The following is a 25,694-nucleotide window of genomic DNA, read 5'->3' on the forward strand; positions in this document are numbered from 1 at the left end:
CGGCTATTTGCGGCGGGCCACGTCGTAGGCGGCGCAGCCGATCAGTTCGAGCGACACCTGCAACCGCTCGAGGCTGAGGTTCTGGACGATCCTGTCCTCGGGCGTGTGGTAGACCGGCTCGAGCTGGCTCGGCGCCTCGCCGCCGCGCCAACTGAAGTTGCCGGCCGGGATGCCGCGCTCGTGGAACGCCTCGTGGTCGCTGGAGCCGCGCGCGGTCGGGCCCTTGGTCTGGTCGACGTAGCCGAGCCGGACGGCGGCGGCGTTGACGGCGGCGGTGGTGGTGTTGTTCGCGCCGTCCACCGACAGGAGCCAGTACGTGCCCGCGGGCGGGCTGCTGGTGGCGACCATGTCGTTCTGGAAGCAACCGGTGATCCGCTTGACGCCCGCCTCGTCGAGCTGCTTGACGTAGTGCCGGGCGCCGATCAGGCCGTACTCCTCCGCGCCCCACAGGCAGATGCGGACCGCCTGCTGCGTCGGGAGCCTGCGCAGGACGCGCGCCAGTTCCAGGCACAGGACCGTCCCGCTGCCGTCGTCGTTGGCGCCCGGGGACCCGGGCACCGTGTCGTAGTGCGCGCTGACGATGACGGCCTTGCCCTCGGGGTTCGGCAGCGTCGCCTTCCGCTCGGCCAGCACGTTGTGGGACGTCAGCCCGGTGTAGGCGGTGACCTCGAAGGACAGCCGCCGCGCGCCCGCCCGGATCCGCTCGCCGTGGTACTCGGCGAGGCCCAGCACGGGGATCGCGACCGGCTCCGTCAGGACGGGCACGAACGAGGTGGCCTTGCGCTCCGGGTACGTGGTCGAGCGGACGTTGACGATGAGCGCGGCGGCGGCGCCCGCGCCCGCGGCGGCCTTCGCCTGGTCGGTCTCCTTCCCGGTCACGCGGTCGAACAGCACCAGCCGCCCGCGCACGTCGCCGGTGACCTCGGTGACCGGGCCGAGGTCGACGACCCTGCCGTCCACCGAGCCGACGGCGCCCTGCGGGGACGCGCTGCTCTGCCACGGCCGCTCGCCGCGCGCGTCGATCTCCGCGAGGTACTTGTCCGCGACGGGGAACGGCTGCAGTTCGACCTCGTACCCGAGGTCGCGCAGTTCTTCGGCGATGTAGCGGGCGGCGCGGTGCTCGCCCCGGGTCCCGGCGACGCGCCAGCCGATCTCGTCGCTCAGGACCTTCAGATGCCGCAGCGCACGGCGGGCGTCGACGCGGGCGACGACGGCCTTGTCGCCGACGCCGAGGGAGGGCGGGCGGAGGGCGCCGGGGCGCTGCCGGGTCGCGGCGGCGGCGGTGCCGGGGAGCAGGCCGACGGTCGCGAATCCGGCGAAGGCGGCCGCTCCGGCCAGCAGGTCGCGGCGGTTGACCTCGGACATGGCGTCACCTCATGGGAGATAGGGGCCGCGCCCGCCGACCGGGCCCGGTCCCCGGGCCGCGCGCGAACGGACGGCGGCGCCGCGAGAGAACAGGACCCCCGTTTCGGGAGAATCTACGTAATCGGCCCAATATCAACAAGAATGGTGCACGTCTCCGCAACTAAACCGTGATCAAGACAGTGGCCCTCAAATCGGCGCGTCCGCTCCTTAGTGGAACTGGCCAGAAGGTCATTACCGGACAACCGAATTCGCGCTGAGGAAGCCCGCGCCCGGGTCTTTCAGTCGACGCTGAGGGCTATGTCGGTTTCGGTGGCGACGGAGGTCGCGGGGCCCAGGGCGACCTCGGTTCCGTAGCGTTCTTCCAGGCAGACGCGGAGCAGGGTCAGGAGTTCGGCCGCGTCGCCGTCGTAGCGGCCGGAGGCGAGAAGGGCGTCCGCGCGGTCCAGGTCGCCGGGGACGAGGTCGGCCAGCGGACGGTCGAGCAGCCGTGCCGCCGCGTCCCGGTACGGGCCGTGCACGTCGAGGCCGTCGAGCCCCGCGACCGCGAAGTGCCGGCCGGACGGCGTGGCCCAGACGGACAGCCGGTCCGGACGCGATCCGTCCGGCGGGCCGCTCTCGCGGAGGGTGTCCGCGTCGACGTAGACGTCCCCCGACCTGGCCCAGATCCGGCCGTGCGCGGGGAGCGAGGTCAGGTCCGGGCCGCCGCTGCCGTAGGTGCGGGACGCCTCGGGGCGCAGGGCGCCGTCCGCGAGCCGCCAGCGGATCAGGTCGCCGGACATGCCCGTCGTCACCAGCCGGTCAGGCCCGGTGAAGACCACCCCTTCGGTCCTGTTTCGGTCGCCGTCCCCGCGCGCGACGAGCGCCTCGGCGCGCGCGTCCAGCACGGCGGGCGCCGGGCCGCCCACCGCGATCAGCCCGGTCCGGGGCTCCACGGCCAGCGCGAAGCCCCACACCTCCGCCAGCCCGAGGTCGGCGAACCGGACGGTGCGCCGCGTCCCGTCGTAGGGCGGCGCGAAGAGGTGCAGGTCGCGGAGGCTCGCGGCGGCGAGGGTCCCGCCGGGCGCGAGGACGGCGGCGCAGATGTCGTCGCGGACGTGCCCGGGGATGTGCGGTGGGTCGATCAGGCAGTGGCGCTCGCCGTCCCGGTACCGGACGAGCCGCCCGGCCGGGTGCCCCACGATCGCGATCACCTCCTCGCCGGTGTGGACCAGGCTCCGCCACTGCTCGGTGCGGCCCTCACTGCTGTAGGACGCGACGACCGTCCCTCCGGGCAGGGCGTAGTCGATGAGGACTTGCGCGCCCGTGGTCCGGCTCCGGCCGGTGACGGCGAGGCGCGTCCCGTCCGGGGAGAGGGCGCACCGTTCCACGACCGTGATGTCGTGCACGGGACGCAGCGGTCCGCGCAGGTCGAACGCCGACAGCGCGGCCCGGACGCGGTCGGACGGCATGGCGCGCAACCGGTCGAACGCGTCGCGCGGCATGCCGGGCGGGCACCACCCGCGGACCGGCCGGACGGCCTCGATCACCTCGGCGAGGGGGAGGTCGCGGGCGAGCCGCCACAGGTCGGGCCACGCCTCCTCGGCGGCCAGCCGCCCGGCGAGGAAGCCGCGCTCGCGGACGCTCATCGTGCGCGGCGGCGCGGTGGCGGCGAGGACCCGCACCAGGTCGAGGTCGCCCGCGACGGCGGACCGCATCCGGGCGCGCAGCCCGGCCGAGCCGCCCGCGTAGGCGACCGCCAGCAGGCCGCCGTCCGGATCTGCCGCCCGGTACTCCGACCTCCGGCCGCTGAGCAGCAGGAACGCGGCGCGCTCCAGCTCCTCGTCCGGGACGAGCCCGCGCTCGGCGCAGGTCCGCGCGACGAGCCGCCGGACGTGCTCGGGCGTGCGGTCGGCGAGGACGGCACGGCACAGCTCGTCCGGCGCGGCCGTGCCGAGGGCCAGCGCGCTGAGCCGCCGGACCTCGTCATCGCCGGGCGCCTCCCGGCCGGTCTCGCGGAGGCGGGCCCACAGCTCCGGCGTCGGCCCGTCGATCCAGCACCGCCAGGCGTGCGCGAGCGTCGCGCCGGCGAGCGGACGGGGATTGCGCGGCAAGGCGTCGAGCAGGGCCCGGCGGTCGTCGCCGGACGCCTCGGCGGCGGCCCGCCACAGCGCGCCGAGCACCGGCTCGCTTGCCGCGCCGCAGGCGTGCCGCGCGCCCTCCCGCACGTCGGGATCGGGGTCGGTGAGCAGCGCGGGGACCGCCCGTTCGGCGCCGTCGTCCCAGTGTTCGAGCAGCCGGCCGTGCAGGGCCGCGACCGTGCGGCGCGCGGGGCCGCCGTCCGGCAGGAGTCCGTGCCTGCGGACGACGGCGCGCAGCCTCGGATCGCGCCGCCGCGCCCAGGCGCGCGGGATCAGGTCCCGCGCCCAGGCGCGCAGCGGGTGCGCACGATGCTCATCGCGGACCGCGACCGCGACGAGCAGGGCCAGTTCCGGTCCGCCCGCGGCGGCGCGCCGCGCCAGAGCGTCCAGCCGCGCCGTGCCGCCCTGCTCCGCGGCCAGCCTGACCAGCCGCTCGGCACGCCAACGTCCGATCCCCATGGGGCGCCTCCACCGGGACAGTATGCCGAATCCGGCCACACCCGGATCTCCCTGACAATGCTTGTTGATCGCTCGTTTGTATCCATTTATGCTTGCAAATTGTCTAAAGCACACACAAATGAGCAGGTCAGTCTCGGGGGAGGCCGGCTCCGTCACCTGCGAGGTGTCCGTGTCGCGGAAGCGTCTCTTACGTGCTCTTGCCTGTCTGACCCTGGTCCCGCCGCTGTTCGCCGTCGTCCCCGCCGCCGCGGCCGGGCCCGAGCTCCGGCGGAGCGGCGACGACCTCACCCTCACGAACGGCGACTACTCGGTCGTGATCGGCGTGTCGCCGTTCTCCATCACGACGAAGCGCGCGGGGCGGACCGTCCTCGCCACCGCGAGCGCTGGAGCGTTCGACTTCACCGGGCCGAAGGGCAGCCGGACGAGCCCGACGTCCGTCCGCAGGTTCGGCCTGGCGAACGGCGTCCTCGACCTCACCGTGGCGACGACCGACCGGCGCGCCACCCTCCGCGTGAAGATCAAGCCGGAGGCCGACCGGTACGGGCTGGAGACCGCCGTCCAGGGGGTGAAGGCGACCCGCGTCGGCGTGCACTTCGACCTCGCGTCCGCCGGGCACTGGTACGGCCAGGGCGAGGCCAGGTCCGACGCCGAGGGCGACCCGCACCTCCTCCAGCCGTGGCCGCTGGACGCCGCCCGCGGCAAGGAGCAGGTGAACGACCCCGCGTTCGGCCCGGCGTCCTACCTGATGGTCGAGCCGTTCTGGTTCACGCAGTCGGCGGCCGGGATCTACGTCGACACCGGCAACCTGATGCACGTCTCCCTCGGACGCGAGCGGAAGGGCGTCGCCGACCTCAGCGTCGCCGACACGTCCTCGCTCAAGACGACCGTCTTCGTCGAGCCGACGCCCCGCGCCGTCTACCAGGACTACATCGGCATAGCGGGCAAGCCCGAGAAGAGCGACGCGCCTCCCGACCAGTTCGAGAGCCCGCTCTGGAACTCATGGGCGCAGTTCTACAACGACGTCGACCAGAAGAGCTTCCTGGAATACGCCCGCGCCCTCCACGCCAAGGGCCTGCCCGGCCACACGATGTCGCTGGACTCCGGCTGGATGAAGCACTACGGCGACTTCGTCTTCAACGACAAGTTCCCCAATCCGAAGGCGATGTCGGACGAGATCCACGCGATGAACTACCGCTTCGGCGTGTGGGTCACGCAATGGATCAACATGGACGCCGACAACTACGCCATCGCCAAGCAGAAGGGCTACCTCCTCAAGTCGAAGGGGGACCCGTCGAAACCGTGCGTCGTCACCTGGTGGAACGGCGAGGCCGGTCTCGTCGACCTCGGGAACGCGGCGGCCTACCGCTGGTACGAGAACAATCTCCGCGACCTGCAGCGCAGATACGGCATCGACGGCTTCAAATTCGACACCCGGTTCTTCGACGAGGGCTGCGCCCCGGCGAAGGGCCTGACCGCCGCCGACTACCGCCGCCTCGGCGCGGAACTCGCCGACGGGTTCGACCAGCAGAGCGTCGGCGTCCGCGTGCACTGGACCGGCGCGCAGAAATACGGCTTCGTCACCCGCATGCTCGACAAGGGCACCGACTTCCCCTCGCTGCAGGCGGCCGTCAAGCAGAACCTCGCCGTCTCGACCGTCGGATACCCGTTCGTCGAGACCGACATGATCGGCGGTTCGATGGGGCAGGCGCCGCCGTCGAAGGACGTCCTCGTCCGCTGGGCGCAGGCCGCCGCCGCCATGCCGCTGGTCTATTCGTCGACCTCGCCCATCCGGGTCTACGACCAGGTCCACAAGAAGTGGGTCACCTATCCGCCGGAGGTCGCGCGGTACTACACGGCGGCGATGCGCCTGCACAAGGCGCTCAACCCGTACATCCAGGACCAGGTGAAACGGGCGGTGGCGTCCGGCGAGCCCATCATGAAGCCGCTGTTCTTCACCTTCCCGGACGACCGCGCCACCTATTCGATCCCCGACGAATGGCTGCTCGGCGATTCGCTGCTGGCCGCCCCGGTGCTGTCCAAGGGGACGTCGCGCAGCGTCCACCTGCCGCCCGGACGCTGGTACGACGTGGCACGCCGCAAGGAGGTCGGCGGCGGCGACCTCAAGGCGTACAAGGCCGACCTGGGCACGCTTCCCCTGTTCGTGCGAATGGGAACGGAGGACACGTCCCGGCTCATCTCCGTACTCGGCAGCCGGTAGCCCGCAGCCTGCAGTGAACCCGGAAATGCGCTACGCCAATTCCTTCCGGTAGGGGCGGAAGAATTCGCGGAGTTCCGCGGCGTAGAGCTCGGGTTCCTCGAACGGCGCGAAATGCCCGCCGTGGGCCGGTTCGGTGACGCGCACCAGATTGGTCGTGCGTGCCAGCCAGGCCCGCGGCGGGCGCAGGACGTCGCCCGCGAACAGCGAGAAGCCGGACGGGACCTCGACCCGCCGGGCGTGCTGCTCCACCGGGATCGCGGCGTTGGCCTGGTACATGCGCATGGACGAGCCGATCGTCCCGGTGAGCCAGTAGATCATGACGTTCGTCAGGATCTCGTCCTTGGTGAAGCTGTTCTCGACGTCCCCGTCGCAGTCGCTCCACGACCGGAGCTTCTCCAGGATCCACGCGGCCAGCCCGGCGGGCGAGTCGGTGAGCCCGAACGCGGCTGTCTGCGGCTTGGTGCGGTGGACGGCGGCGTACGCGCCCTCCGCCGCGCCCCAGGCCGCCACGTCCGCGAACCAGTCGCGCTCCTCGGGCGTGAGCTCCGCCGGGTCGCCGCCGAAGACGGGCAGCCCGCCGTCCGTGCGGTGGACGGCCACCACCCGGTCGGGGTGGTCGAGCGCGAGGTAGCGGCTCACGTGGCTGCCGACGTCCCCGCCCGAGGCGCCGAACCGGCGGTACCCGAGGACGTCCATCAGCTCCGCCCACAGCCCGGCCACCGCGACGGAGTCGAGCGGCGGCCCGGCCGGGCGGTCGGAGTACCCGAACCCGGGCATGTCGGGGACGACCACGTCGAACGCGTCGGCGGGGTCGGCGCCGTGCGCGCCGGGATCGGTGAGCAGCGGGACGACCTTCGTGTACCGCCAGAACGAGTCCGGCCAGCCGTGCCCGAGGACCAGCGGGAGCACGGGCCCGGACGGCGCGGCCGCCCGGGCGTGCACGAAGTGGATCCCGAGCCCGCCGACTCGGACGCGGTACCGGGGGAGCCGGGCGAGCGCCTCCTCCTGAGCCGCCCAGTCGAAGCCGTCCGCCCAGTAGGCGACGAGTTCGCGGAGGTAGCCGGCGTCGGTGCCGAGCGACCACCCGGCGTTCTCGGGCGCGTCCGGCCAGCGCGTCGCGCGCAGGCGGGCGCGCAGGTCGTCGAGCGCCGCGGGGTCGGTCCGCTGGACGAAGGGCTCGGGTCGCGAGGGCGTCTCCGGCATGGCACCCACCCTACGCGGGCGGGCTCCCGGTGATCACCGGACGGTCGAGGCGACGGCCACCAGGACGTGCTGGCCGCGCGCCACGGGCACGACCGAGGCGGCGAGCCAGCCGGGGACGGCGACGTGCGCGCCGGGCACCGGCCGGACCAGCAGGCGGCGGCCCCACGGGCGTCCCGGCAGCGCGGGCGCCTCCGCGCCGTGCCGGGGATCGGCGAAGGCGAGCGCGCCGGACTCGGCGTGCGCGGACTCGGCGGGCGCGGGGGCGGGGCTCGCGTCCAGCACCCACCAGCCGACCAGGTCGGCGGGATGCGCGGCGGCGGGCGCGGCGTGCCCGTGCCGCCAGATCCGCACGGCGACGTCGATGCGGCCGACCGGGGGCGTGAGACCGGGCCCGTGGGCGGCGGCGAGCGCGTCGAACGATGCGTGGAACTGCGCGGCCAGCGCATCCGGGTCGGTGACGAACTCGTCCGGCGGGACGGACTCGACCGGTGGCCCCTCGGCTTCGATGGCGGACGCGGACGGCGACAGGAGCCCGGCGGGGTCGAGCGTGGCGAACGCGATGGGCGTCCCCCAGTGCTGCCGGACGGCGGCCCCGGCGTCGCCGCAGCTGCGCCGGTCGCGGCCGGAGGACGGGACGGGCGCGGGAATGGTGAGGGTCATGACGCACGGTCCCGGACGTAGGAGATGTTCCAGGCTACGGCGATCCGCGTCCGCGAACCGGTGGCCGCCGCCTCCATCCGGGGCGCCTGCCAGCTCGGGAAGGCGATCATCCGGCCGGGGACGGGGGAGTGGCGGACGACGCCCGGCGAGGCGGGCCGGTCCGCGGCGGCGGGACGCGGGTCGAGCAGCCGCAGGTGCGCGGCGTCGCCGTCGCCGCCGTCCAGGGACAGCACGCCCGACCAGGCCGAGTCGCGGCGCGCGTGCGGGCGCGGCGCGGCGCCGGACCGGTGGACCACCGCCCACGCCTCGATGTCGTGCTCGCCGGCCTCGCCGGCGGCGTCGCCGAGCACAGCGCGGGCGAGCGCCTCCCCGGCGATGCCGATCTGCCGCCGCAGCCAGTCGATCGCGGGGTCGTCCCAGGTCAGCATCGTCCGGGTCGCCTCGATCACGCCCGGTTCCAGGCCGGCCGGGCCCCGGGCCCGCGCCGCGTCGAGGACGAGCCGGCGCAGGGCCGGGAGGTGCTCGGCGGCGCCCGCGCAGTCGGCCTGGTAGACGGGCGTCCGCCACATCTCCAGGACCAGCCGGTCGGCGGGCGCCGCGAGAGCGGTGCCCGCGATGTCGGTGTCGGTCATGGTCGCGCTCCTTTCTCGATGGATCCGCCGCCGGACTCGGCCGATCACGGGCGGCCGGACGGCGGACGGGCGGTCGCCCGTCCGCCGCCCGGCCGGGGGTGGGGTGTCGGTCCGCGCGGCCCGCACCGGTCGGGGAGGAGCGGGTTCACGCGGGGCCGGGTGGAGGTCCGCTCCGGCGCATTCCGCCGGAGAATGGAGCCTGGTCCACTATTGCGATGCCATTAGACGGGCTCGGTGAAGTCCTCTCCGGGCGCGTCGGTGAGCCGTTGCAGGTAGTTGTGCTCGCCGAGGGAATCGAGAAGGCCGAGTTCGGTCTCCAGATAGTCGACGTGCTCTTCCTCCTCCGCGAGGATCTCCTCGAAGATCCGGGCGGAGGTGACGTCGCCGCGCGAGCGCATCAGCTCGATGCCGGGCCGCAGCCGCTCCACCGTCTCCATCTCGAGGGCGAGGTCGGCCCTGAGTTGTTCGGGGACGTTCGGCCCGATCCGCAGCGTGTGGATTGTCTGGTAGTTGGGCGCTCCTTCCAGAAACAGGATCCGTTCGGTGAGCCGCTCGGCGTGCTTCAGTTCGTCGAGGGATTCCGAGCGGGTGTGCTTCGCGAGCCTGACGTAGCCCCAGTCCTGCTGCATCTTGGCGTGCAGGAAGAACTGGTGGACGGCCGTGAGTTCAGCGGTGAGCTGCTCGTTGAGCAGCGCGATGATTTCCCTGTCACCTTCCATGGCGCACATGCTGGCAGTGCCGCCGGGCGGCCGCCAGCTCAGAATTTTCGAGTTGAATTCCGCTGATCCGGCGAATTCGAGGCCCATCCTGCGGCGATCCCGTTCGGCCGGCGGCGCCCGCCGGGACGCGGCATAGGCCGTTAGGGAAGGACCGGAAGCCGGTCCTGTCCAACGCCGTCCAAGCCGACCGGTGGTCAGGGCCGTGATCAGATTGCCGCCGTGACTTCGGTGGAATTCATGTAGCCATTCGGCTACTTAGGTAATGCTAATTAAGGCTAGCCTTGCCTAATAAACAAAGAATTTCCCCATTGACCGAAGTCGGCCGCCCGGAATCATATGCAGATTCCCCAGGTTGAAAAGTGAACGACGGCGGTGAAGCGTCGAACGCCGCCCCCAGTCGGTGCCCGGGCGGCTTCAGTGACGGGCGAGCACGGAGATGTCGCGGAACTCGACTTCCGCGTCCTCGGTGTAAAGGCCGACGGAGCCCCCGGTGTACGGGCGTTCCGCGTCGGTGAAGGCGGTCACATCCCGGTCGTCCACCCGCACGGCCATGCCCGCGCCGCGGTGGACGACGGCGACCTGGTACCAGCGGTCGAGCGCGAAGGCGCGCCGCCCGGTCGACAGGAAGCGCTGCCCGCCCGGATACGCGGGATCGCGCTTGCCCAGTTCCCAGCCGGTCGGTTTCAAGATGAAGTAGTAGAAGTGGCTCGCATCGGAATAGCCCCACACGACCCAGGCGGCCTCCCACGGATTGGGCTTCCGCTCCCGTAACTGCGCGACGGTGCGGGCGCGCAGCCTGAACTCCATCGCCCCGTAGCGGGCCCGCGAGACGACCAGCCCGGCGTGCGTCTCCGCCGGACCGGCCGCCTCCATCGGACGCAGCGAGACGACGTCGCCGCGCGCCCCGTTCACGCCGTGGCCGTCGAACACCGACCGCCACGGGCCGTGGTCGGTGCCGTCCCGCCACCGCACGAACCGGTCACCGCCGCCGCAGTCGGGGACGGTCGCCAGGGACGCGGCGGTGACGAGGACGGCCAGCGCGACCAGCGGCGACCACCGGGGCACGGAGCGCTCGGCCGAGGGTGACATGGCTGCCATGATGCGGCACGGCTCAGCCCGACGCCCCGTCCCGCGCCGCGGGTGGCCGGAGGCAGTCACGGACCATCGCCGCCACGATCCTGTCGGCGGCCCGGCCGTCCCCGAACGGGTTGACGGCGCGGGCCATCCGGTCGCGCTCGGACGGGTCGTCCAGCAGCCGGGACGCCGCCGCGAACACCGCTCCGGGGTCGGTTCCGACGAGCCGCGCGACGCCCGCGTCGACCGCCTCCGGCCGCTCGGTGGTGGCGCGCAGCACCAGCACCGGCTTGCCGAGGCTGGGCGCCTCCTCCTGGACGCCGCCCGAGTCGGTGAGGACGAGGTCGCACGCCGCCAGCGTCGCGGTGAAGTCGGGGTAGCCGAGCGGCTCGCAGATCGTGATGCCGGGATGCCCGGACAGGCCGGGCAGGAGGGACTCGCGCACCGCCGGGCTCTTGTGCAGCGGCAGCAGCACCTCGCAGTCGCCCCGGTCGGCGAGCCGCCGGACGGCCCCGGCGATGCCGCGCATCCCGCCGCCCTGGTTCTCGCGGCGGTGCAGGGTCACGAGGATCCGCTTGCCGCCGGTGCGGAAGGCGGGCTCGCCCTCGCCCCGGTCGAGCATCCACTGGAGGTTGTCGATGACCGTGTTGCCGGTCGTGAGGACCTGCCCCTCCGGGACGCCCTCGGCGCGCAGGTGCGCGGCGGCGCGCTCGGTCGGCGCGAAGTTCCAGCGCGCGAGGCGGCCGATCAGCCGCCGGTTCAGCTCCTCGGGGAACGGGTCGTACAGGTCGCCGGTGCGCAGCCCCGCCTCCACATGGGCGACCGGGATCCGCTCGTAGGACGCGGCGAGCGCGCCGCACATCGCGGTGGTCGTGTCGCCCTGCACGACGACCACGTCCGGGCGCTCCTCGCGGATCGTCTCGTCGAGGGCCGTGACGAGCCGCCCGGTGAGCCCGGCCAGCCGCTGCCGGTCCCGCATCACGGCGAGGTCGGTGTGCGCCTTGAGGCCGAGCGCCGTCAGCATCGGCGCGAGCATCTCGCGGTGCTGGCCGCTGCTCACCACGTACGGCTCGCAGGACGGCGAGGCGTCCATGGCGCGGACGACGGGCGCGAGCTTGATCGCCTCGGGCCGGGTGCCGAGCACGACCATGGCGCGCACCGGGGACTCGGGCACCGGGGACTGGGGCACACCGTCCCACGACTGGTTCCGGACGGGGTCGTCGTGCCGGGGGAGGACAGCCATGTTTCCGCTCCTCGCAGACTGGTGGGCAGACTCGTGGGGCGCGCGGGCCGGACGCGGTGGCGCCGCCCGTCGCGCAGGGGAGGATGAGGCCGGGTCTCGGCCTGGGGACGTGCGTTCTCAGGTGCGTGCGGTCTTGAGCCAGGTGTGCCGGCCCGTGAGGAGGCGGCCGACGGCCCACCACCCGGAGACGAACCAGATGTAGCCGTAGATCACGTAGAGGTGGCCGAGGAACAGCGAGTGCAGCCGGCTCACCGGCTCGCGCCTGCGGTACACGAACGCGTAGGCGGCGGCGAGGCCGAACGTCATGACGTAGAACCAGGGCAGCCACCACACCGACATGAGGCTGTGCCCGGCCTGGACCGAGGCGACGGCGGTGTCGCCGAGCATGAGGGCGAACGAGACCGGCAGCAGCGAGGTGAGCAGCAGCAGCGCGGGGCTCGACAGATGGTAGAGCAGGTCGGCCGCCGGGCGCGGCGCGACCTCCCGCAGGATCAGCGGCGCGAGCCGCGACGCCTGGATGTGCCCCTGGAACCAGCGGGACCGCTGCCGCAGCAGCCGCCCGAGGGTGAGGACCGCCTGCTGGTGGACGGCCGCCGTGCCGCAGTAGGCGTTGGTCCAGCCGGAGGCGATCAGCCGGACGCCGAGGTCGAGGTCCTCGGTGAGGCAGTCGCTCCAGGGCCGTCCGGTCAGCGAGCGCAGCGCGGCCAGGCGCATGAACTGGCCGTTGCCGCCCATCCCGACGCTGCCGATGTGGCGGCGGGCGCCCTGGAAGATCTCGCCGTAGACGACGAATTCCATGTCCTGCAACCGGGCGAGAAGGCGGCCGTGCCGGTTGTACATCCGCACGCCCACCTGCACGGCCCCCACTTCCGGATCATTGAAGAAGGGATCGACCTGGGCGGCGGCGTGCCGGTCGAGGCGGCCGTCCGCGTCGACCACGCAAATGACGACGTCACGCGGGTCCTTTCCGGCCAGCAGCTCCGATTCGGCGAGCCAGTCGAGACCGGCGTTGAGCGCCGCTCCTTTTCCCTTGCGGGCGTCCGGGAACGTGCGGCTGAGGATATGGATTCGGCCGGGTTCGGACGCGCCCGCCGCGGCCGCGATACGGGCTGTCTCATCATCGGAGGCGTCGTCCACGACGAGTACGAGAAAGTCGTCCAGCGGCAGGTCGAGGAGACGTGACAGACTCTCACCTATTACCTTTTCCTCGTTCAGGCACGCGAGCATGAAAACATAGGTGCGTTCCTTGCCGGGCTCGTCGGGGAGCGGTATCCGGCGCCGCGACAGGACGAACATCCCGCCGTTGTACGCGACCGCCAACACGATGATCGCCAGGCTGCCGGCGACCGTGACCTGCCCTATCATGGCGACTCCTGCGGTCGTCCGGGCCGTGTGTCGGCCGCGCCGCGCATCCGCGCGCCGGCCAGGAAAAGACCGAAAGCGGCCACGCAGTAAATTCCGAATCCCATTCCGGTTATCTGCAGCAGGATGCGCGCCACATGCATGACGGGCGTCCTGCCGGGAGGTGCGACGATCCCCGCGAAGACGAGCAGCGAACCTAGAGAAGATTTCATGTACAACGTCGGCGACCCCCCGGTATTCGCGGTCTGGAGGGATGGCCGCACCGCATTTTTCGTAGTCGTCTACGACCGATGAGGGACCCCCCGTTCCCGTCCCAGACCGGGACGGGCCAACTGTTCCGCAAGAACGGTACCGCGAAGTAAAGTCCTGTCAAAGTCGAGAGGCGGGAAATGCTGCGGATCGGCCGGATCGTGCCACGACTAGATCAATTAATCAAGACGTGATACGACATTCCACGCGGGGTACCGCACTTTTCACGCTTCGTTAAAGGACGCGGAGGCGGTTCGATGACCATGAATTGGCGCAGCCGAAAAGCGGGGAGACCGCCGGCGGCCGTGCTGGCGATCCTGCTGGCGGCGGTGACGGCGCTCGCCGCCCCGGCGGCGACCGCCGCCGCGGCGCCCGGGCGCGCCGGGCCGGGCCACGGGCACCGGCACGGCGACGACCTCGCGCTCGGACGCCCGGCGTCCGCGCTCAAGCTCAAGGACTGGGCGAAGACCCAGGCGGCGGCCGACCAGCGCAGGCGGAAGGAGCGCCCGGCGACCCGTCCGCTCAAGGGGGCCAAGGCCGCGACCGGGGCCGCGGTGGCCCCGCGGGCCGCCGCCGGGGGCACCTCGGCGCTCGTCCTCTACGACTCGGCCGGGCCGTACGGGTTCCTCGGCGAGCTGTACGGGATGGCGACCGCGAACCTCGCCGGGCACTTCGGCTCGGTCACGGCGAAGCCCGTCTCGCAGTACACGGCCGGCGAGGTCGAGCAGCACACGGCAACGGTCTACATCGGCTCGACCTACTACGGCGGCTCGATCCCCGACGCGATCCCGGACGCCTTCTACTCCGACGTCGTCGCCACGGCCAAGCCCGTCGTGTGGATGAACGACAACATCTGGACGCTGGCGGGCAAGGTCGGCGTCCCCGCGTTCACCGCCAAGTACGGCTGGGACCCGACGCAGTCGTTCTTCGGGGTGGGAAGCGTGGCGCGGGTCGACTACAAGACCCAGCCGCTGACCCGCACCGTCCCGCAGGGGTCGGACGGCGGCATCCTGCGCCCCTACATCACCAACCCGTCGGCGGTGACCACGCTCGCCCTCGCCCACGACACGAGCACCACGCCGGAGACCACCTTCCCGTGGGCGGTCAGGTCGTCCAACCTGACCTACCTCGGCGAGATCCCCTACGCCTACACGAAGGAGACGGACCGGATCGTCGCCTGGCACGACCTCCTGTTCGACGCCCTCGCGCCCAGCACGGCCACCCGGCACCGTGCCGTCCTGCGGCTGGAGGACATCAACCCCGACAGCGACCCGGCCGAGCTGATGGCCGTCGCGCAGTACCTGAACTCGCAGCACATCCCGTACGCGTTCCAGGTGATCCCCGTCTACACCGACCCGAACGGCGCCTACAACAACGGCGTCCCCGAGACCGTCACGCTGGCGCAGCGTCCCCAGGTCGTGAACGCCCTGAGGTACATGGCCTCGCACGGCGGACGGATCGTGGCGCACGGCTACACCCACCAGTACCGCAACGCCCAGAACCCCTACACGGGAGCGACCGGCGACGACTTCGAGTTCTTCCGCGCCCACATCGACGCGGGCAACAACGTCGTCCTCGACGGTCCCGTGGCCGAGGACTCGGGGCCCTGGGCGTCCGCGCGGGTCGTCACCGGGAGGCTGGCCTACGCGCCCGTCGGCCTGCCCACCCCGAACATCTGGACCACCCCGCACTACGCCGCGTCCGCCACCGACTACGGCGTGATCAAGCAGAGCTACGCCGCACGGCTGGAGCGCAGCCTGTACTTCTCGGGCCAGCTCTCCGGCGGGCCCGTCGACGGGCACCGCTACATCGGCCAGTTCTTCCCCTACCCCGTCCGCGACATCGGCGGGGCGACCGTCCTGCCGGAGAACCTCGGGAACTACGAGCCCGATCCCTACAACAACCTCCCGCCGCGCCTGCCCGCCGACATCGTCCGGGCAGCGCAGTACAACCTCGCCGTGCGGGACGGCTTCGCGAGCACCTTCTACCACCCGTACAACGGGACCGGCCCGCTCACCGAGATCGTTGACGGCATCCGTGGCCTCGGCTACACGTTCGTCGACCCGGCGACGCTGATCCCGTAGCGGTCGCGGGTCCTCCGGCGCGCGTGGACGTCAGCGTGGGCGCCACCAGCGCCGGAGGACCCGCTCCGCGGGCTTGCCGTGCGGCGAGTACGACAGCCGCCGCGGGGTCTCGGCCGCGCCCGGCCAGTCGTCCCACATCCACCAGTGGACGCCCGCCCACCACGGCAGCCCGGCGCAGCTCGCGAGGAGGGCCTCGTAGGCGGCGGCCTGCTCGGCCGAGCCGTCCACGTCGGCGATGTCCCAGGCGAACGGCTCGGTGGTGCTGCCCCGCTGGCTCACGTACCCGGCCTCGGTGAACAGCACCTTCCGCCCGTGCCGCGCCGCGAACCGGCCGACCTCCCGGAGGATCGGCCGCCACGCGCGGCGCAGCGCGGCGGGGTCGGCGGTCGGACGGCTCGCCAGCGGCCAGTAGGCGTCGATCCCGATGAGGTCGAGGACGTCCCAGAACGCCACGTGCTCGAACTCGTCGTAGTTGGCGGCGTAGACGAGCGTCCCGTGGAACCGCGACCTGACCTGCCGGACGACGTCGAGCCACGGCGCGCGGTCGTCCGACAGCCCGGCGAGCTCCGTCCCGACGGACAGCTCGTCGACGCCCGTCTCGCGGGCCAGGTCGGCGTAGTGGACGATCAGCCGCGTGTAGGCCGCGAACCAGGAGCGGGCGTCGCGCGGCCTGATCGCGGCGCGGTCCTGGTCGCCGGGCAGGTCCACGTGCGGTTTCAGCAGGACGCGCAGCCCGGCCCGGCGGGACAGGCCGATGATGTGCCGCAGGCTCGCGTCGCTCGCCGTCTGGTCCGTCGGGCGCATCGCGGAGTCGCGCGGCGACCGCTGGTACCAGGTCGGGGTGAGCTGGATCCAGGTCGCGCCGGTCGCGGCGACGGCCGCGACGTACGCGCCCGCCCGCGGCCCGCCGTAGTCGTCGGTGCTCCAGGCCGGCAGCGCGATCCCGCGCTGGTGCTGGTCCGGCCTCTCCGGAGGGCGGTCGCCGGACGCCGAGCAGGACGCGGCGGCGGACACGGCGGCGGGCAGGGCGGCGAGCAGGGCCGTCAGGCGGGCGCCGCGGCCGTACGCGTTCATCACTCACGCCATTCCAGCCGAACCGGCCGCGCGGCACGCGCGAATGGCCGTTCTCTTTTGTGGCCGGAACCCGCCAACATCATCTGCCTCCGCCGATCTGGCCATCGGTGGCGGTGGAGAGCAATCTGTGAGTGGTGCGAAACCCGCCGCACACGTTGGATGGGAAGGAAAATGCGGGTAGAGCCGAAGCGGACGGAGATCTTCGTAATGGCGACGGACGCTGCACTCCCCAGGCGATTCGACACCGGGCTGCGATCCCTCAACCAGCGTTACCACCGGGCCGGGCTCGGCCTGTTCCTCTTCGTCGTCGTGGCGCACTGGGCCGAGCACATCGCGCAGGCCATCCAGATCTGGGGGCTGGGCTGGTCGGTGAAGGAGTCGCGCGGCGTCCTGGGGCTCGCGTTCCCGTGGCTCGTCACGTCCGAGTGGATGCACTACGGGTACGCGCTCGTGATGCTGATCGGGCTCGTCCTGCTGCGGCCCGGGTTCGTCGGCAGGTCGCGGACCTGGTGGAACGTGGCACTGGTGATCCAGATCTGGCACCACTTCGAGCACCTGCTGCTGCTCGTGCAGGCGAGCACCGGGCACAACATCGCGGGCCGTCCCGTGCCGACCAGCGTCATCCAGCTCATCGCCCCGCGCGTCGAGCTCCACCTGTTCTACAACGCGATCGTCTTCGCGCCGATGGTGGTGGCGATGGTCCTGCACCGGCGGCCGAACGACGCCGAGCGCGACCGGATGCGCTGCACCTGCGCCGCCGACTCCCTCTGACGAGGGTCCGGAGATGGCCCGGAAGCGCCGTTCTCACGGAGTGACCGCCGCCCTGATTCTGGTGGCGCTCTATCTGCTCTATCTGGCCGTACCGAATATCGCTCCGGCTGTTCGCGCGGCCCGCGCCGACGGAGCCCCCGGCGTGTTCACGGCGCGCCATTTGGAATGCGTCCGGCATCCGGGGCACCAGAGCTGCACATGGAACGGGGAATTCACGTCCGACGACGGGAGAATTCACCGTGCGGACGTCTCCCTCCAGGGCGGCCGCGGCTCGCTGCGCGAGGGCGCGCGGACCAGGGCCGTGGACGTCGGCCGGGCGAGCCGCGTCTACGGCCCGGACGGCTCCAGCGAATGGGTCGTGGTCGCGCTCATGATCCTGACGAGCGCGGTGCTCGCCGTGCTGGCCGCGGCCCGGACGGTCGGCCGCCGCTCAGGGCACGGTGAGGACGACCTTGCCGCGCGCGTGCCCCCGCTCGACGTAGCTGACGGCCTCGGCGGCGTCGGACAGCGGACGGCCCCGGTCGAGCACCGGGACGAGCCGTCCGGACTCGACGAGCCCGGCGACGGCCAGCAGGTCGTCGCGGCGCAGCAGGGTCGGGACGACGCGCAGCCGCTGCCGGACGAACCGGTCCAGTAGCGCCGCGCCGACCATGGGGCCGATCGCCCCGATCACCTCGCCTGGCGCGCCGCCCGCGTTGATGGCGAGCGTGCCGTCCGGCGTGAGGGCGCGGCGCAGGTCGCGGCGCGACCGGTTGCCCACGTTGTCGAGGATGGCGTCGTAGGGCGGCCGCCCGCGCGTGAAGTCGTCCTCGGTGTAGTCGACGACGTCCGCCGCGCCGATCGAGCGCACCAGCCCGACGTTCCCCGTACTGCACACGCCGATCACTTCGACGTCCGCGGCGGCGGCGATCTGCACGGCGCAGGTGCCGATCCCCCCGGCGGCGCCGTTGACGAGCAGCCGCTGCCCGGCGCGCGCCTCCGCCACGTCCTGGACGGCCCGCAGCGCGGTCGTCGCCGCGAGGGGCAGCGCCGCCGCCTCCTCGAACGACAGGCCCGCCGGCTTGGGCGCGAGCCGGTCGGCCTTGGTCCGCGCGTATTCCGCGAACGCGCCGGGGCAGAAGCCGAACACCTCGTCGCCCGGCCGCAGCCCGCGCACGTCCGCGCCGACCCGCTCGACCCGTCCGGCCGCGTCGAGCCCCGCCACCCGCTCCTTCGGCCGGGTCAGCCCGAGACCGCCCGGCATCAGCCGCGCGACGTAGGGGCTGCCGCGCAGGACGTGCCAGTCGTACGGGTTCACCCCGGCGGCGTGCACCCGGACGAGCACGTCGTCCGGCCCGACCTCGGGCGTCTCGATCTCCACGGCCCGCAGCGTCTCCGGTGCGCCGAACCCGTCCTGGACGATCGCCTTCATCACGCGCCTGCCCTCCCGCCCGCGCCGCGACCCGGCGGCGCTCCGGTCTGCCCTTGCCCCGATCCTGGCGGGGGAGGCGGCGCGGCTCATCGGGAGAACGTCCACGGGCGGGCCGTCCATTGGTCTGAGCGGGGCGCCGTACTTTCGGCGGGCGCTCAGGCGCCGGGGCCGTTCCGCACGCGGCCCGTCTCGTACGCCCAGATCGCGATCTCGACGCGGTTCCGGGCGCCGACCTTCCCCATCAGGCTGGTGATGTGGGTCTTCACGGTGCTCAGAGTGATGTGCAGCTCGCGGGCTATCTCGTTGTTCGTCCGGCCCCGGGCGACGGCGAGGACGATCTCCTCCTCGCGGTCCGTCAGCGCGTCGACGGGCTGGACGGGCGGACCGGCGGGCGGGCCGGTCGCGGCGAAGGCGTCCAGCAGCCGCGCGGTGACGCTCGGCGCGATGAGCGCGTCGCCGCCCGCCGCCGCGTGCACGGCCTGGGACAGCAGCGCCGACCCCGCGTCCTTCAGCAGGAAGCCCCGCGCGCCCGCCTTGAGCGCGGCGTACACGTAGTCGTCCAGGTCGAACGTCGTGATGACGACGACGGCGAGCGGGTCCCGGACGGACGGCCCGGCGAGCGCGCGGGTCGCCTCGATGCCGTCCAGGACGGGCATGCGGATGTCGAACAGGCACACGTCGGGCCGCAGCCGCCGCGCGAGCTCGACGGCCCGCCGCCCGTCGGCCGCCTCGGCGGCGACCTCGATGTCCGGCTGCGCGTTGAGCAGCATCCGCAGCCCGGTGCGGACGATCTCCTGGTCGTCGGCGAGGACGACCCGGATGGTCACCGCGCCCACCCGGCGCGCGGCAGGACGGCCGTGACCGTCCACCCGCGCTCGGGGTCCGGGCCCGCCTCGCAGGTGCCGCCGAGCAGGCCCGCGCGCTCGCGCATCCCGGCGAGCCCGTAGCCCGCGTCCGCCTCGTCCGCCGGGCGCGGCTCGGCGGGCTCGCCGTCGTCGCGGACCCGCAGCCGGACGGCCGTGTCGTCGGCCGCGACGCTGACCTCGATGCGGGTGGCGCGGCGGGCGTGCCGCCGCGCGTTCGTCACCGACTCCTGCGCGAGCCGGTACACCACGGCCGCGACCGGCGGCGGCACCTCGCCGAGGTCGCCGGACATCCGCACCTCCACGGCCGGACCCGACTCGGCCGCGCTCGCCAGCGCGGCGACGTCCCCGACGCGCTGCCCGGCCGCCTCGGGCGGGCCGTCGGCGCGCAGGACGCGGACGATCGCCCGCATCTCGGTGAGCGTCCGCGACGCCTCGGTCTCGATCACGCGGAGCGCGTCGGTCGCGGCGTCCGGGTCGGCGGCGGCGGTCGCGAGGCCCGCCTGCGCGCGGATCGCGATCGCCGACACGTGGTGGGCGACGGTGTCGTGCAGGTCGCGGGCGAGCCGCTCGCGTTCGAGTAGCTTCGCCTGCTCCAGCTCGCGCTGCCGCGCCCGCGCCCGGTACCGCAGCGCCCCGCCCGCCGCCATCGCCGCGGACAGGATCGCGAACGCGCCGAAGGCGTCCGCGCCGGCCATGCCGTCGAACACGACGGACAGGACGACCTTGGCGTAGGCGATCGCCGCGCCCGCGACGGCCTCCCGTCCCGATCCCCAGCGGACCAGCGCGTAGGCGAGGAACAGCACGAACGCCATCGCGTTCAGGGCCGGCGCCTCGCCGGTCGTCAGCAGTCCCGCGAGGCCGCAGCCGCCGAACGCGATCGCGACCATGAGCAGCGGGTTCGTCCGCCGCCAGAGGAGGGTGGGCAGCAGCGCGACGGTGAGGACGACCGACGCCGTCCGCCAGGGGAGGTCAGGGCGCAGCGCGCCCTCCAGGACGGCGGCCGGGGCGAGCGCCGCGACCAGCGCCCAGTCCCGCCACCCGCGCGGCGGCGGGCCGGGGGGACGGGGCTCCTCGCGCACGGAACGCAGAAGGGACGACACGGGCTCATCGTACGAGCGGCGGCGGCTCCCGTCCCGCCCTCGGCGGGTCATTCCAAGGCCGCGGAATGGTCGGGGACGTAGGTCTGCATGTCGCGCGGCGGCCGCTCGTAGCCCTTCGCGGGCGGACGCTCGGGCAGCTCCAACGGCTTGGGCTCCACCGCGTGGTAGGGAATGGTCGACAGCAGATGGGCGATCATGTTGATCCGCGCCCGCCTTTTGTCCTCGCTTTCGACGACGTACCAGGGCGCCTCGGGAATGTCGGTGTGGACGAACATCTCGTCCTTGGCGCGTGAATAGTCCTCCCAGCGGGTGATGGACTCCAAATCCATCGGGGACAGCTTCCATCGCCGCATGGGGTCGTCGAGACGGCTGCGGAAACGGCGCTCCTGCTCGTCGTCGCTCACCGAGAACCAGTACTTGCGCAGCAGGATGCCGTCCTCGACCAGCAGCCGCTCGAAGATCGGGCACTGGTGGAGGAAGCGCGTGTATTCCTGCTGGGTGCAGAAACCCATGACACGCTCGACGCCCGCCCGGTTGTACCAGGAACGGTCGAAAAGGACGATCTCCCCGGCCGCCGGAAGGTGCTCCACATACCGCTGGAAATACCACTGCGTGCGCTCGCGGTCAGACGGCACGGGCAGCGCCGCGATCCGGGCGACGCGCGGATTGAGGTATTCGGTGACCCGTTTGATGGTGCTGCCTTTTCCGGCGGCGTCGCGTCCCTCGAAGACCACGACGACGCGGGCGCCCTCCTTGCGCACCCACTCCTGCAACTTCACCAGCTCCGCCTGGAGCCGCGCCAGCTCCGGCTCGTACACCTTCCGCGGCAGCCGCTTCACCTTGCTCATGGGACGTCCTCACGGTTCACGGCGTCAGTGCCTCCGGCCGGCGATGATGGTGTCCAGGTTGGCCTGGGTCGCCGCCAGTTCCTCGATCGCCGCGCCGATGCGGTCGCGGTGCTTCACCAGCTCGTCGACCAGCTCGGGGCAGTCGGGCACCAGCAGGCCGTCGTCGACGACGACGCAGGGCAGCACCTGGTTGATCTGCGCGGTGTTCAGCCCCGCCGCGAGCAGGACCCTGATCCGCCGCACCGCCGCCACGTCGGCCTCGCCGTACACGCGGTAGCCGCTCGGCCGCCGTTCGGGGCGCAGCAGGCCCTGCTCTTCGTAGTAGCGGAGCGCGCGTTCGCTGACGCCCGTCCGCCGCGCGAGTTCGCCGATCCGCATCCCGGCTCCCAGGTTGACTCTGACATCAACGTGAAGGTTCAGCTTAACGGCCATGACACCCGTGACCGTCCTGGGCCTCGGCCCCATGGGCCGTCCGCTCGCCACCGCGTTCGCCGCCGTCCACCCCACCACCGCCTGGCACGGCGGCCCGGACGCGACCCTGCTCTTTAGCGGCCCGGACGACGTCTACCGGACGCACCGTCCGACGCTCGCCGCGCTGGGCGGGAACCTCGCGCACGTCGGCGCGGACCCCGGCCGCGCCGCCGGCTTCGACGCCACCATGCTCGACGTCTTCTGGACGTCGATGATCGGCGTCGTCCACGGCGGCCCGAACGGCCGTACAACAAGCGATCGAAGCCGGCCACGGTTCAGAGGCGTTCACCCGCCTCGCCGCCCCCACCCGCCCCTGAGCCCGGCCCGCGAGTCATGGCCGCCGTGGTGCGTAGGAGTGGACGTCCTCAAGACCGCTGAGCGCGTTCCCATCGACGTCCGATGGGTCGCGTTCACACCGCGCCGCCAGTTCTTCGACGAGGGCGCGCGCCTCGTCGCTCACGACGCCGAAGCGCCGCGACAGATGCCCGACGCACAACGCCGAGAGCCCGAGCAGAGGATGTCCGGGCGGGAGGCCATTGCCGATTCGCAGGCACCATCGCTCGACGTACCCCCGGTCGTCGCATCTCAGGGCGAGTCCTACGAGCCAGTCGGCCGCCTCGTTCTTCAGCTCGTCCGCGAGGTGCGGATCCGAGTCCGGCGGCTGGGTCTCGGCCTGGGCCAGGAGGGTGCTGAAGGTGCGGTCGGCCTCGGCATGCCATTCCTTCTCCTCGTCCGGCTCCACGGGATGAATTATGGGGCCCGTACTGTGGGCCGGGTGAAGGGCGTCGGGCCCGATCAGGAAGGGTGACCATGCTCCAGACCTCCTTCTCCTACGACGCGCTTCCAATGCGGGTTCGGTTCGGGGCCGGCGTCGTCGCGGCCCTGCCCGAGGAGGTCGCCCGGCTGGGGCTGCGGCGTGTGCTCGTGCTGTGCTCGCCCCGGCGGGGCGAACTGGGGGAGTCCGTGTCGGACGCGCTGGGCGAGCGGTCGGCGGGGGTGCTGGCCGAGGCGCGCATGCACGTCCCGGTGGAGGTGGCGCGGCGCGCCCGCGACCGCGCCGCCGAGCTGGGCGCGGACGGCTGCGTGGCGGTGGGCGGCGGGTCGGCCGTCGGGCTCGGGAAGGCCATCGCGCTCGAACACGGGTTGCCGGTGGTCGCCGTCCCGACGACGTACTCGGGCTCGGAGATGACCCCGACCTGGGGCCTCACCGAGAACGGGCGCAAGCGGACCGGGAAGGACATGCGGGTGCTGCCCGCCGCCGTCCTGTACGACCCGGACCTCACCCTCGCCCTGCCCGCCGCCGTGTCGGTGACCAGCGGGTTCAACGCGGTGGCGCACGCGGTCGAGGCGCTGTACGCGCCCGACCGGTCGCCGGTCGTCTCGCTGATGGCGGGGGAGGGCGTGCGCGCGATGACCGGGGCGCTCCCGGCCGTCCGCGCGGACGGCGGCGACCGCGACGCCCGCGCGGCGGCGCTCTACGCGGCGTGGCTGTGCGGCGCGGTCCTCGGCGTGACGACCATGGGCCTGCACCACAAGCTGTGCCACGCCCTCGGCGGGACGCTCGACCTCCCGCACGCCGAGACCCACACCGTGGTGCTGCCGCATGCGCTCGCCTACAACGCGGCGTCTGCGACCGGGGCGGTCGAGGCGCTCGCGCGGGCGCTGGACGCGGACGACCCCGCCCGGCGCCTCTGGGACCTCGCGGGCTCCCTCGGCGCGCCGCGTTCGCTGCGGTCGCTCGGCATGTCCGAGAGTGACATCGACCCGATCTGCGAACAGGTCGTCGGCGCCGACTTCGTGAATCCCGCGGCAGTGACCCGCGACGGCGTGACGCGCCTGCTCCGCGCCGCCTGGAGCGGAGAGCCCCCGCGGGGCTGAAGGTTGCCGCTCAGCCGCGCGGGTGGACGAGGGCGTTGTCGAAGGCGAACACGACCGCCTGGATCCGGTCGCGCAGGTCGAGCTTGGCCAGGACGCGCTTCACGTGCGTCTTGGTCGTCGCCTCCCCGATGTGCAGGCGCGCGGAGATCTCGGCGTTGGACAACCCCCGCGCGATCAGCAGCAGGACCTCGTACTCGCGGTCGGTCAGCCGGTCCAGGCGGCTGCGCGCCGCCGCGTCCGGCGGGGCGGGGGAGGTGCGGGCGAACTCGGCGAGCAACCGCCGGGTCACCGACGGTCCGAGCAGGCCCTCGCCGGAGGCGATCGTCCGGACGCCCTCGATCAGCGTCTCCGGCGGGGACCGCTTGAGCAGGAACCCGGCCGCCCCGGCCCGGACGGCGGCGAAGACGTACTCGTCCAGCTCGAACGTCGTCAGTACCAGCACCCGGGACGCCGGATGCCGCGCGGTGATCTCGGCGGTGGCGGCGACGCCGTCCAGGACGGGCATCCGGACGTCCATCAGCACCACGTCGGGCGCGAGCGCGGCGGTGCTCCGGACGGCCTGCGCGCCGTCCGCCGCCTCCGCGACGACGGTGATGTCCGGCTGCGTCCGGAGCATCACGCGCAGGCCCGCGCGCATCAGCTCCTCGTCGTCGGCGAGGAGGACGCGGATCACGCGGCGGCCCGCGCGGTGAGGGGGACGCGGGCCTCGACGCGCCAGCCGCCGTCCGGGGCGGGGCCCGCCGCGCACGTCCCGCCGAGCCCGGCGGCGCGCTCGCGCATCCCGGCGATCCCGCGTCCCGGCGGGCCGGGCGCGGCGGTGCCGTCGTCGGTCACGGTGACCCGCAGGCCGCCGCCGGCGCGGGCCACCGAGATACGGACCGTCCCGGCGGACGCGTGCCGGACGACGTTGGTCAGCGACTCCTGGACGATCCGGTGCACCGCCCGCGCGACGGGCTCCGCGACCGGCGGGAGGTCGCCGTCCACGGCCAGGTCGGCGCGGAGGCCGGGCGGGAGCCCGGCGACCAGGCCACGCAGCGCGGCGGGCAGGTCCGGGGGAGGGGCGTCGTCCAGCAGGCCGAGGACGCGGTCGAGGTCGCCGAGGGCGGCGCGGCCGACGTCCTCGATGCCGCCGAGCGAGCGGCGCACGTCCGCGCGCTCGTCGCCGAGGGACAGCCGGGCCGCCCCGGCGTGCGTGACCATGACCGTGACGGCGTGCCCGACGGCGTCGTGCAGCTCGCGGGCCATCCGGGCGCGCTCGTCGGCGAGCGCGCGGAGCCGCAGCGCGGCGGCGCGCTCGGCCTCGTGCGCCCGCAGCGCGGCGGCGGCCTCGAAGCGCGACCGGGCGCCGTCCCCGGCGAGCAGCGCGCCGCCGTGCAGGGCCGCGCCGAGCACGAGCGCCTCGGTGCCCGCGGCGGCGAGCGCGGCGAGCGCCGCCGCGACCGGGACGGCGGCGAGCCGCGCGGCGTCCGGCCGGGGCCGGGTCTGCGCGACCATCGTCAGCGCCAGCGCGGACGCCGCCGACAGGTTGGTGAGCGGATGCCCGGCGAGGACCGTCGCGACGGTCGCCGCCGCCGACGCCCACAGCGCCGTCGCCGGGGCGAACCGGCGCCCGGCGATCGCCGCGAACCACACCACGGCCGCGATCCGCACGGCGACCGGGCCGTGCAGCGGCGAGGCGGTGACGTCGGAGTCCCCGATCGTGATGACCGCCGAGACGTAGGCGACGAGGACGTCCAGCGCGACCCAGTGCCACCGGCGTCCGGCGGACCGGTCCGGGCCCCACCGTCGAAGGTCCATGGCGGTCAGCGTACGGAACGCCCCCGATCTGGTGAATCGTCCGGCCGGAGGACGATCCGTACCCCTCCGGGGGGACCGATCGCCTCCTTCCGG

At 73.2% G+C, this 25,694-nt stretch carries 22 protein-coding genes; 5 read left to right on the forward strand and 17 right to left on the reverse strand.

Translation table 11 applies throughout. The annotated features are described in order from the left end of the window. Window positions 1-3: 3 nt before the first annotated feature. Together FXF68_RS34035 and FXF68_RS34040 are read right to left on the reverse strand one after the other, a co-directional pair. Window positions 4-1,365 (reverse strand): M20/M25/M40 family metallo-hydrolase, encoded by a 1,362-nt coding sequence (locus FXF68_RS34035; RefSeq protein ID WP_148766631.1) that lies wholly within the window; start codon window positions 1,363-1,365, stop codon window positions 4-6. Window positions 1,366-1,643: 278 nt separating this feature from the next. Then, on the reverse strand, window positions 1,644-3,941 hold the full coding sequence (locus FXF68_RS34040) for a hypothetical protein (RefSeq protein ID WP_148766633.1): 2,298 nt from the start codon (window positions 3,939-3,941) through the stop codon (window positions 1,644-1,646). Between the two features lie 118 nt (window positions 3,942-4,059). Here FXF68_RS34040 and FXF68_RS34045 point away from each other — a divergent pair, with 118 nt between their 5' ends. Next, on the forward strand, window positions 4,060-6,159 hold the full coding sequence (locus tag FXF68_RS34045; protein WP_187438242.1) for a glycoside hydrolase family 31 protein: 2,100 nt from the start codon (window positions 4,060-4,062) through the stop codon (window positions 6,157-6,159). Between the two features lie 30 nt (window positions 6,160-6,189). Here FXF68_RS34045 and FXF68_RS34050 read toward each other — a convergent pair whose 3' ends face one another. From FXF68_RS34050 to FXF68_RS34080, 7 genes are all read right to left on the reverse strand, one after another. Next, window positions 6,190-7,362 carry an epoxide hydrolase family protein gene (locus FXF68_RS34050; protein WP_148766637.1) on the reverse strand — a complete coding sequence of 391 codons (1,173 nt, stop codon included), beginning with the start codon at window positions 7,360-7,362 and terminating at the stop codon, window positions 6,190-6,192. A 33-nt stretch (window positions 7,363-7,395) separates the two neighbouring features. After that, window positions 7,396-8,022, reverse strand: a complete 627-nt coding sequence (locus FXF68_RS34055) for a hypothetical protein (protein ID WP_148766639.1) — start codon at window positions 8,020-8,022, stop codon at window positions 7,396-7,398. Next, a complete protein-coding gene (locus FXF68_RS34060; protein ID WP_148766641.1) occupies window positions 8,019-8,654 on the reverse strand; it encodes a 2OG-Fe(II) oxygenase family protein in 636 nt (211 codons plus the stop codon). The genes FXF68_RS34055 and FXF68_RS34060 overlap by 4 nt, the downstream gene beginning before the upstream one ends. 221 nt (window positions 8,655-8,875) lie before the next feature. Continuing rightward, complete coding sequence (gene bfr / locus FXF68_RS34065) at window positions 8,876-9,373, reverse strand: bacterioferritin (protein ID WP_148766643.1); 498 nt, start codon at window positions 9,371-9,373, stop codon at window positions 8,876-8,878. A gap of 414 nt (window positions 9,374-9,787) precedes the next feature. After that, window positions 9,788-10,462 (reverse strand): 3-keto-alpha-glucoside-1,2-lyase-like domain-containing protein, encoded by a 675-nt coding sequence (locus FXF68_RS34070; RefSeq protein WP_222870211.1) that lies wholly within the window; start codon window positions 10,460-10,462, stop codon window positions 9,788-9,790. 22 nt (window positions 10,463-10,484) lie between these two features. Beyond that, window positions 10,485-11,690 (reverse strand): non-hydrolyzing UDP-N-acetylglucosamine 2-epimerase, encoded by a 1,206-nt coding sequence (wecB, locus tag FXF68_RS34075; RefSeq protein ID WP_222870212.1) that lies wholly within the window; start codon window positions 11,688-11,690, stop codon window positions 10,485-10,487. A 117-nt stretch (window positions 11,691-11,807) separates the two neighbouring features. Next, on the reverse strand, window positions 11,808-13,055 hold the full coding sequence (locus tag FXF68_RS34080; RefSeq protein WP_148766647.1) for a glycosyltransferase family 2 protein: 1,248 nt from the start codon (window positions 13,053-13,055) through the stop codon (window positions 11,808-11,810). A gap of 503 nt (window positions 13,056-13,558) precedes the next feature. Between FXF68_RS34080 and FXF68_RS34085 the strand changes: the two genes are divergently transcribed. Then, complete coding sequence (locus FXF68_RS34085) at window positions 13,559-15,385, forward strand: DUF2334 domain-containing protein (RefSeq protein ID WP_148766649.1); 1,827 nt, start codon at window positions 13,559-13,561, stop codon at window positions 15,383-15,385. A 30-nt stretch (window positions 15,386-15,415) separates the two neighbouring features. On the opposite strand, the gene FXF68_RS34090 is transcribed toward FXF68_RS34085, so the two are convergent. Beyond that, window positions 15,416-16,459, reverse strand: coding sequence for a glycoside hydrolase family 113 (locus tag FXF68_RS34090; protein WP_222870213.1), 1,044 nt, complete (start codon window positions 16,457-16,459; stop codon window positions 15,416-15,418). 171 nt (window positions 16,460-16,630) lie between these two features. Here FXF68_RS34090 and FXF68_RS34095 point away from each other — a divergent pair, with 171 nt between their 5' ends. Beyond that, on the forward strand, window positions 16,631-17,230 hold the full coding sequence (locus FXF68_RS34095; RefSeq protein ID WP_246179093.1) for a hypothetical protein: 600 nt from the start codon (window positions 16,631-16,633) through the stop codon (window positions 17,228-17,230). Between the two features lie 430 nt (window positions 17,231-17,660). On the opposite strand, the gene FXF68_RS34100 is transcribed toward FXF68_RS34095, so the two are convergent. From FXF68_RS34100 to FXF68_RS34120, 5 genes are all read right to left on the reverse strand, one after another. Next, window positions 17,661-18,641 carry an NAD(P)-dependent alcohol dehydrogenase gene (locus FXF68_RS34100; RefSeq protein WP_148766958.1) on the reverse strand — a complete coding sequence of 327 codons (981 nt, stop codon included), beginning with the start codon at window positions 18,639-18,641 and terminating at the stop codon, window positions 17,661-17,663. A gap of 155 nt (window positions 18,642-18,796) precedes the next feature. Beyond that, the gene (locus FXF68_RS34105; RefSeq protein ID WP_148766653.1) at window positions 18,797-19,468 is read right to left on the reverse strand and encodes a response regulator; all 672 of its coding nucleotides are present in this window, start codon (window positions 19,466-19,468) and stop codon (window positions 18,797-18,799) included. After that, window positions 19,465-20,607: a sensor histidine kinase gene (locus FXF68_RS34110; protein WP_246179094.1), complete on the reverse strand. Its 1,143-nt coding sequence runs from the start codon at window positions 20,605-20,607 to the stop codon at window positions 19,465-19,467. The genes FXF68_RS34105 and FXF68_RS34110 overlap by 4 nt, the downstream gene beginning before the upstream one ends. A gap of 47 nt (window positions 20,608-20,654) precedes the next feature. Beyond that, on the reverse strand, window positions 20,655-21,455 hold the full coding sequence (ppk2, locus tag FXF68_RS34115; protein WP_148766657.1) for a polyphosphate kinase 2: 801 nt from the start codon (window positions 21,453-21,455) through the stop codon (window positions 20,655-20,657). A 24-nt stretch (window positions 21,456-21,479) separates the two neighbouring features. Beyond that, window positions 21,480-21,833, reverse strand: a complete 354-nt coding sequence (locus tag FXF68_RS34120; protein WP_148766659.1) for a MerR family transcriptional regulator — start codon at window positions 21,831-21,833, stop codon at window positions 21,480-21,482. A 52-nt stretch (window positions 21,834-21,885) separates the two neighbouring features. Between FXF68_RS34120 and FXF68_RS42740 the strand changes: the two genes are divergently transcribed. After that, window positions 21,886-22,734 carry an NAD(P)-binding domain-containing protein gene (locus FXF68_RS42740; RefSeq protein WP_187438243.1) on the forward strand — a complete coding sequence of 283 codons (849 nt, stop codon included), beginning with the start codon at window positions 21,886-21,888 and terminating at the stop codon, window positions 22,732-22,734. Between the two features lie 2 nt (window positions 22,735-22,736). Then, on the forward strand, window positions 22,737-23,804 hold the full coding sequence (locus FXF68_RS34130) for a maleylacetate reductase (protein WP_148766660.1): 1,068 nt from the start codon (window positions 22,737-22,739) through the stop codon (window positions 23,802-23,804). Window positions 23,805-23,814: 10 nt separating this feature from the next. On the opposite strand, the gene FXF68_RS34135 is transcribed toward FXF68_RS34130, so the two are convergent. Both FXF68_RS34135 and FXF68_RS34140 read right to left on the reverse strand, forming a co-directional pair. Further along, window positions 23,815-24,477, reverse strand: coding sequence for a response regulator (locus FXF68_RS34135; RefSeq protein WP_148766662.1), 663 nt, complete (start codon window positions 24,475-24,477; stop codon window positions 23,815-23,817). Continuing rightward, a complete protein-coding gene (locus tag FXF68_RS34140; RefSeq protein WP_148766664.1) occupies window positions 24,474-25,601 on the reverse strand; it encodes a sensor histidine kinase in 1,128 nt (375 codons plus the stop codon). The genes FXF68_RS34135 and FXF68_RS34140 overlap by 4 nt, the downstream gene beginning before the upstream one ends. Window positions 25,602-25,694: the final 93 nt, after the last annotated feature.

Source organism: Actinomadura decatromicini (assembly GCF_008121305.1).
Taxonomy (GTDB): Bacteria; Actinomycetota; Actinomycetes; order Streptosporangiales; family Streptosporangiaceae; genus Spirillospora; species Spirillospora syzygii.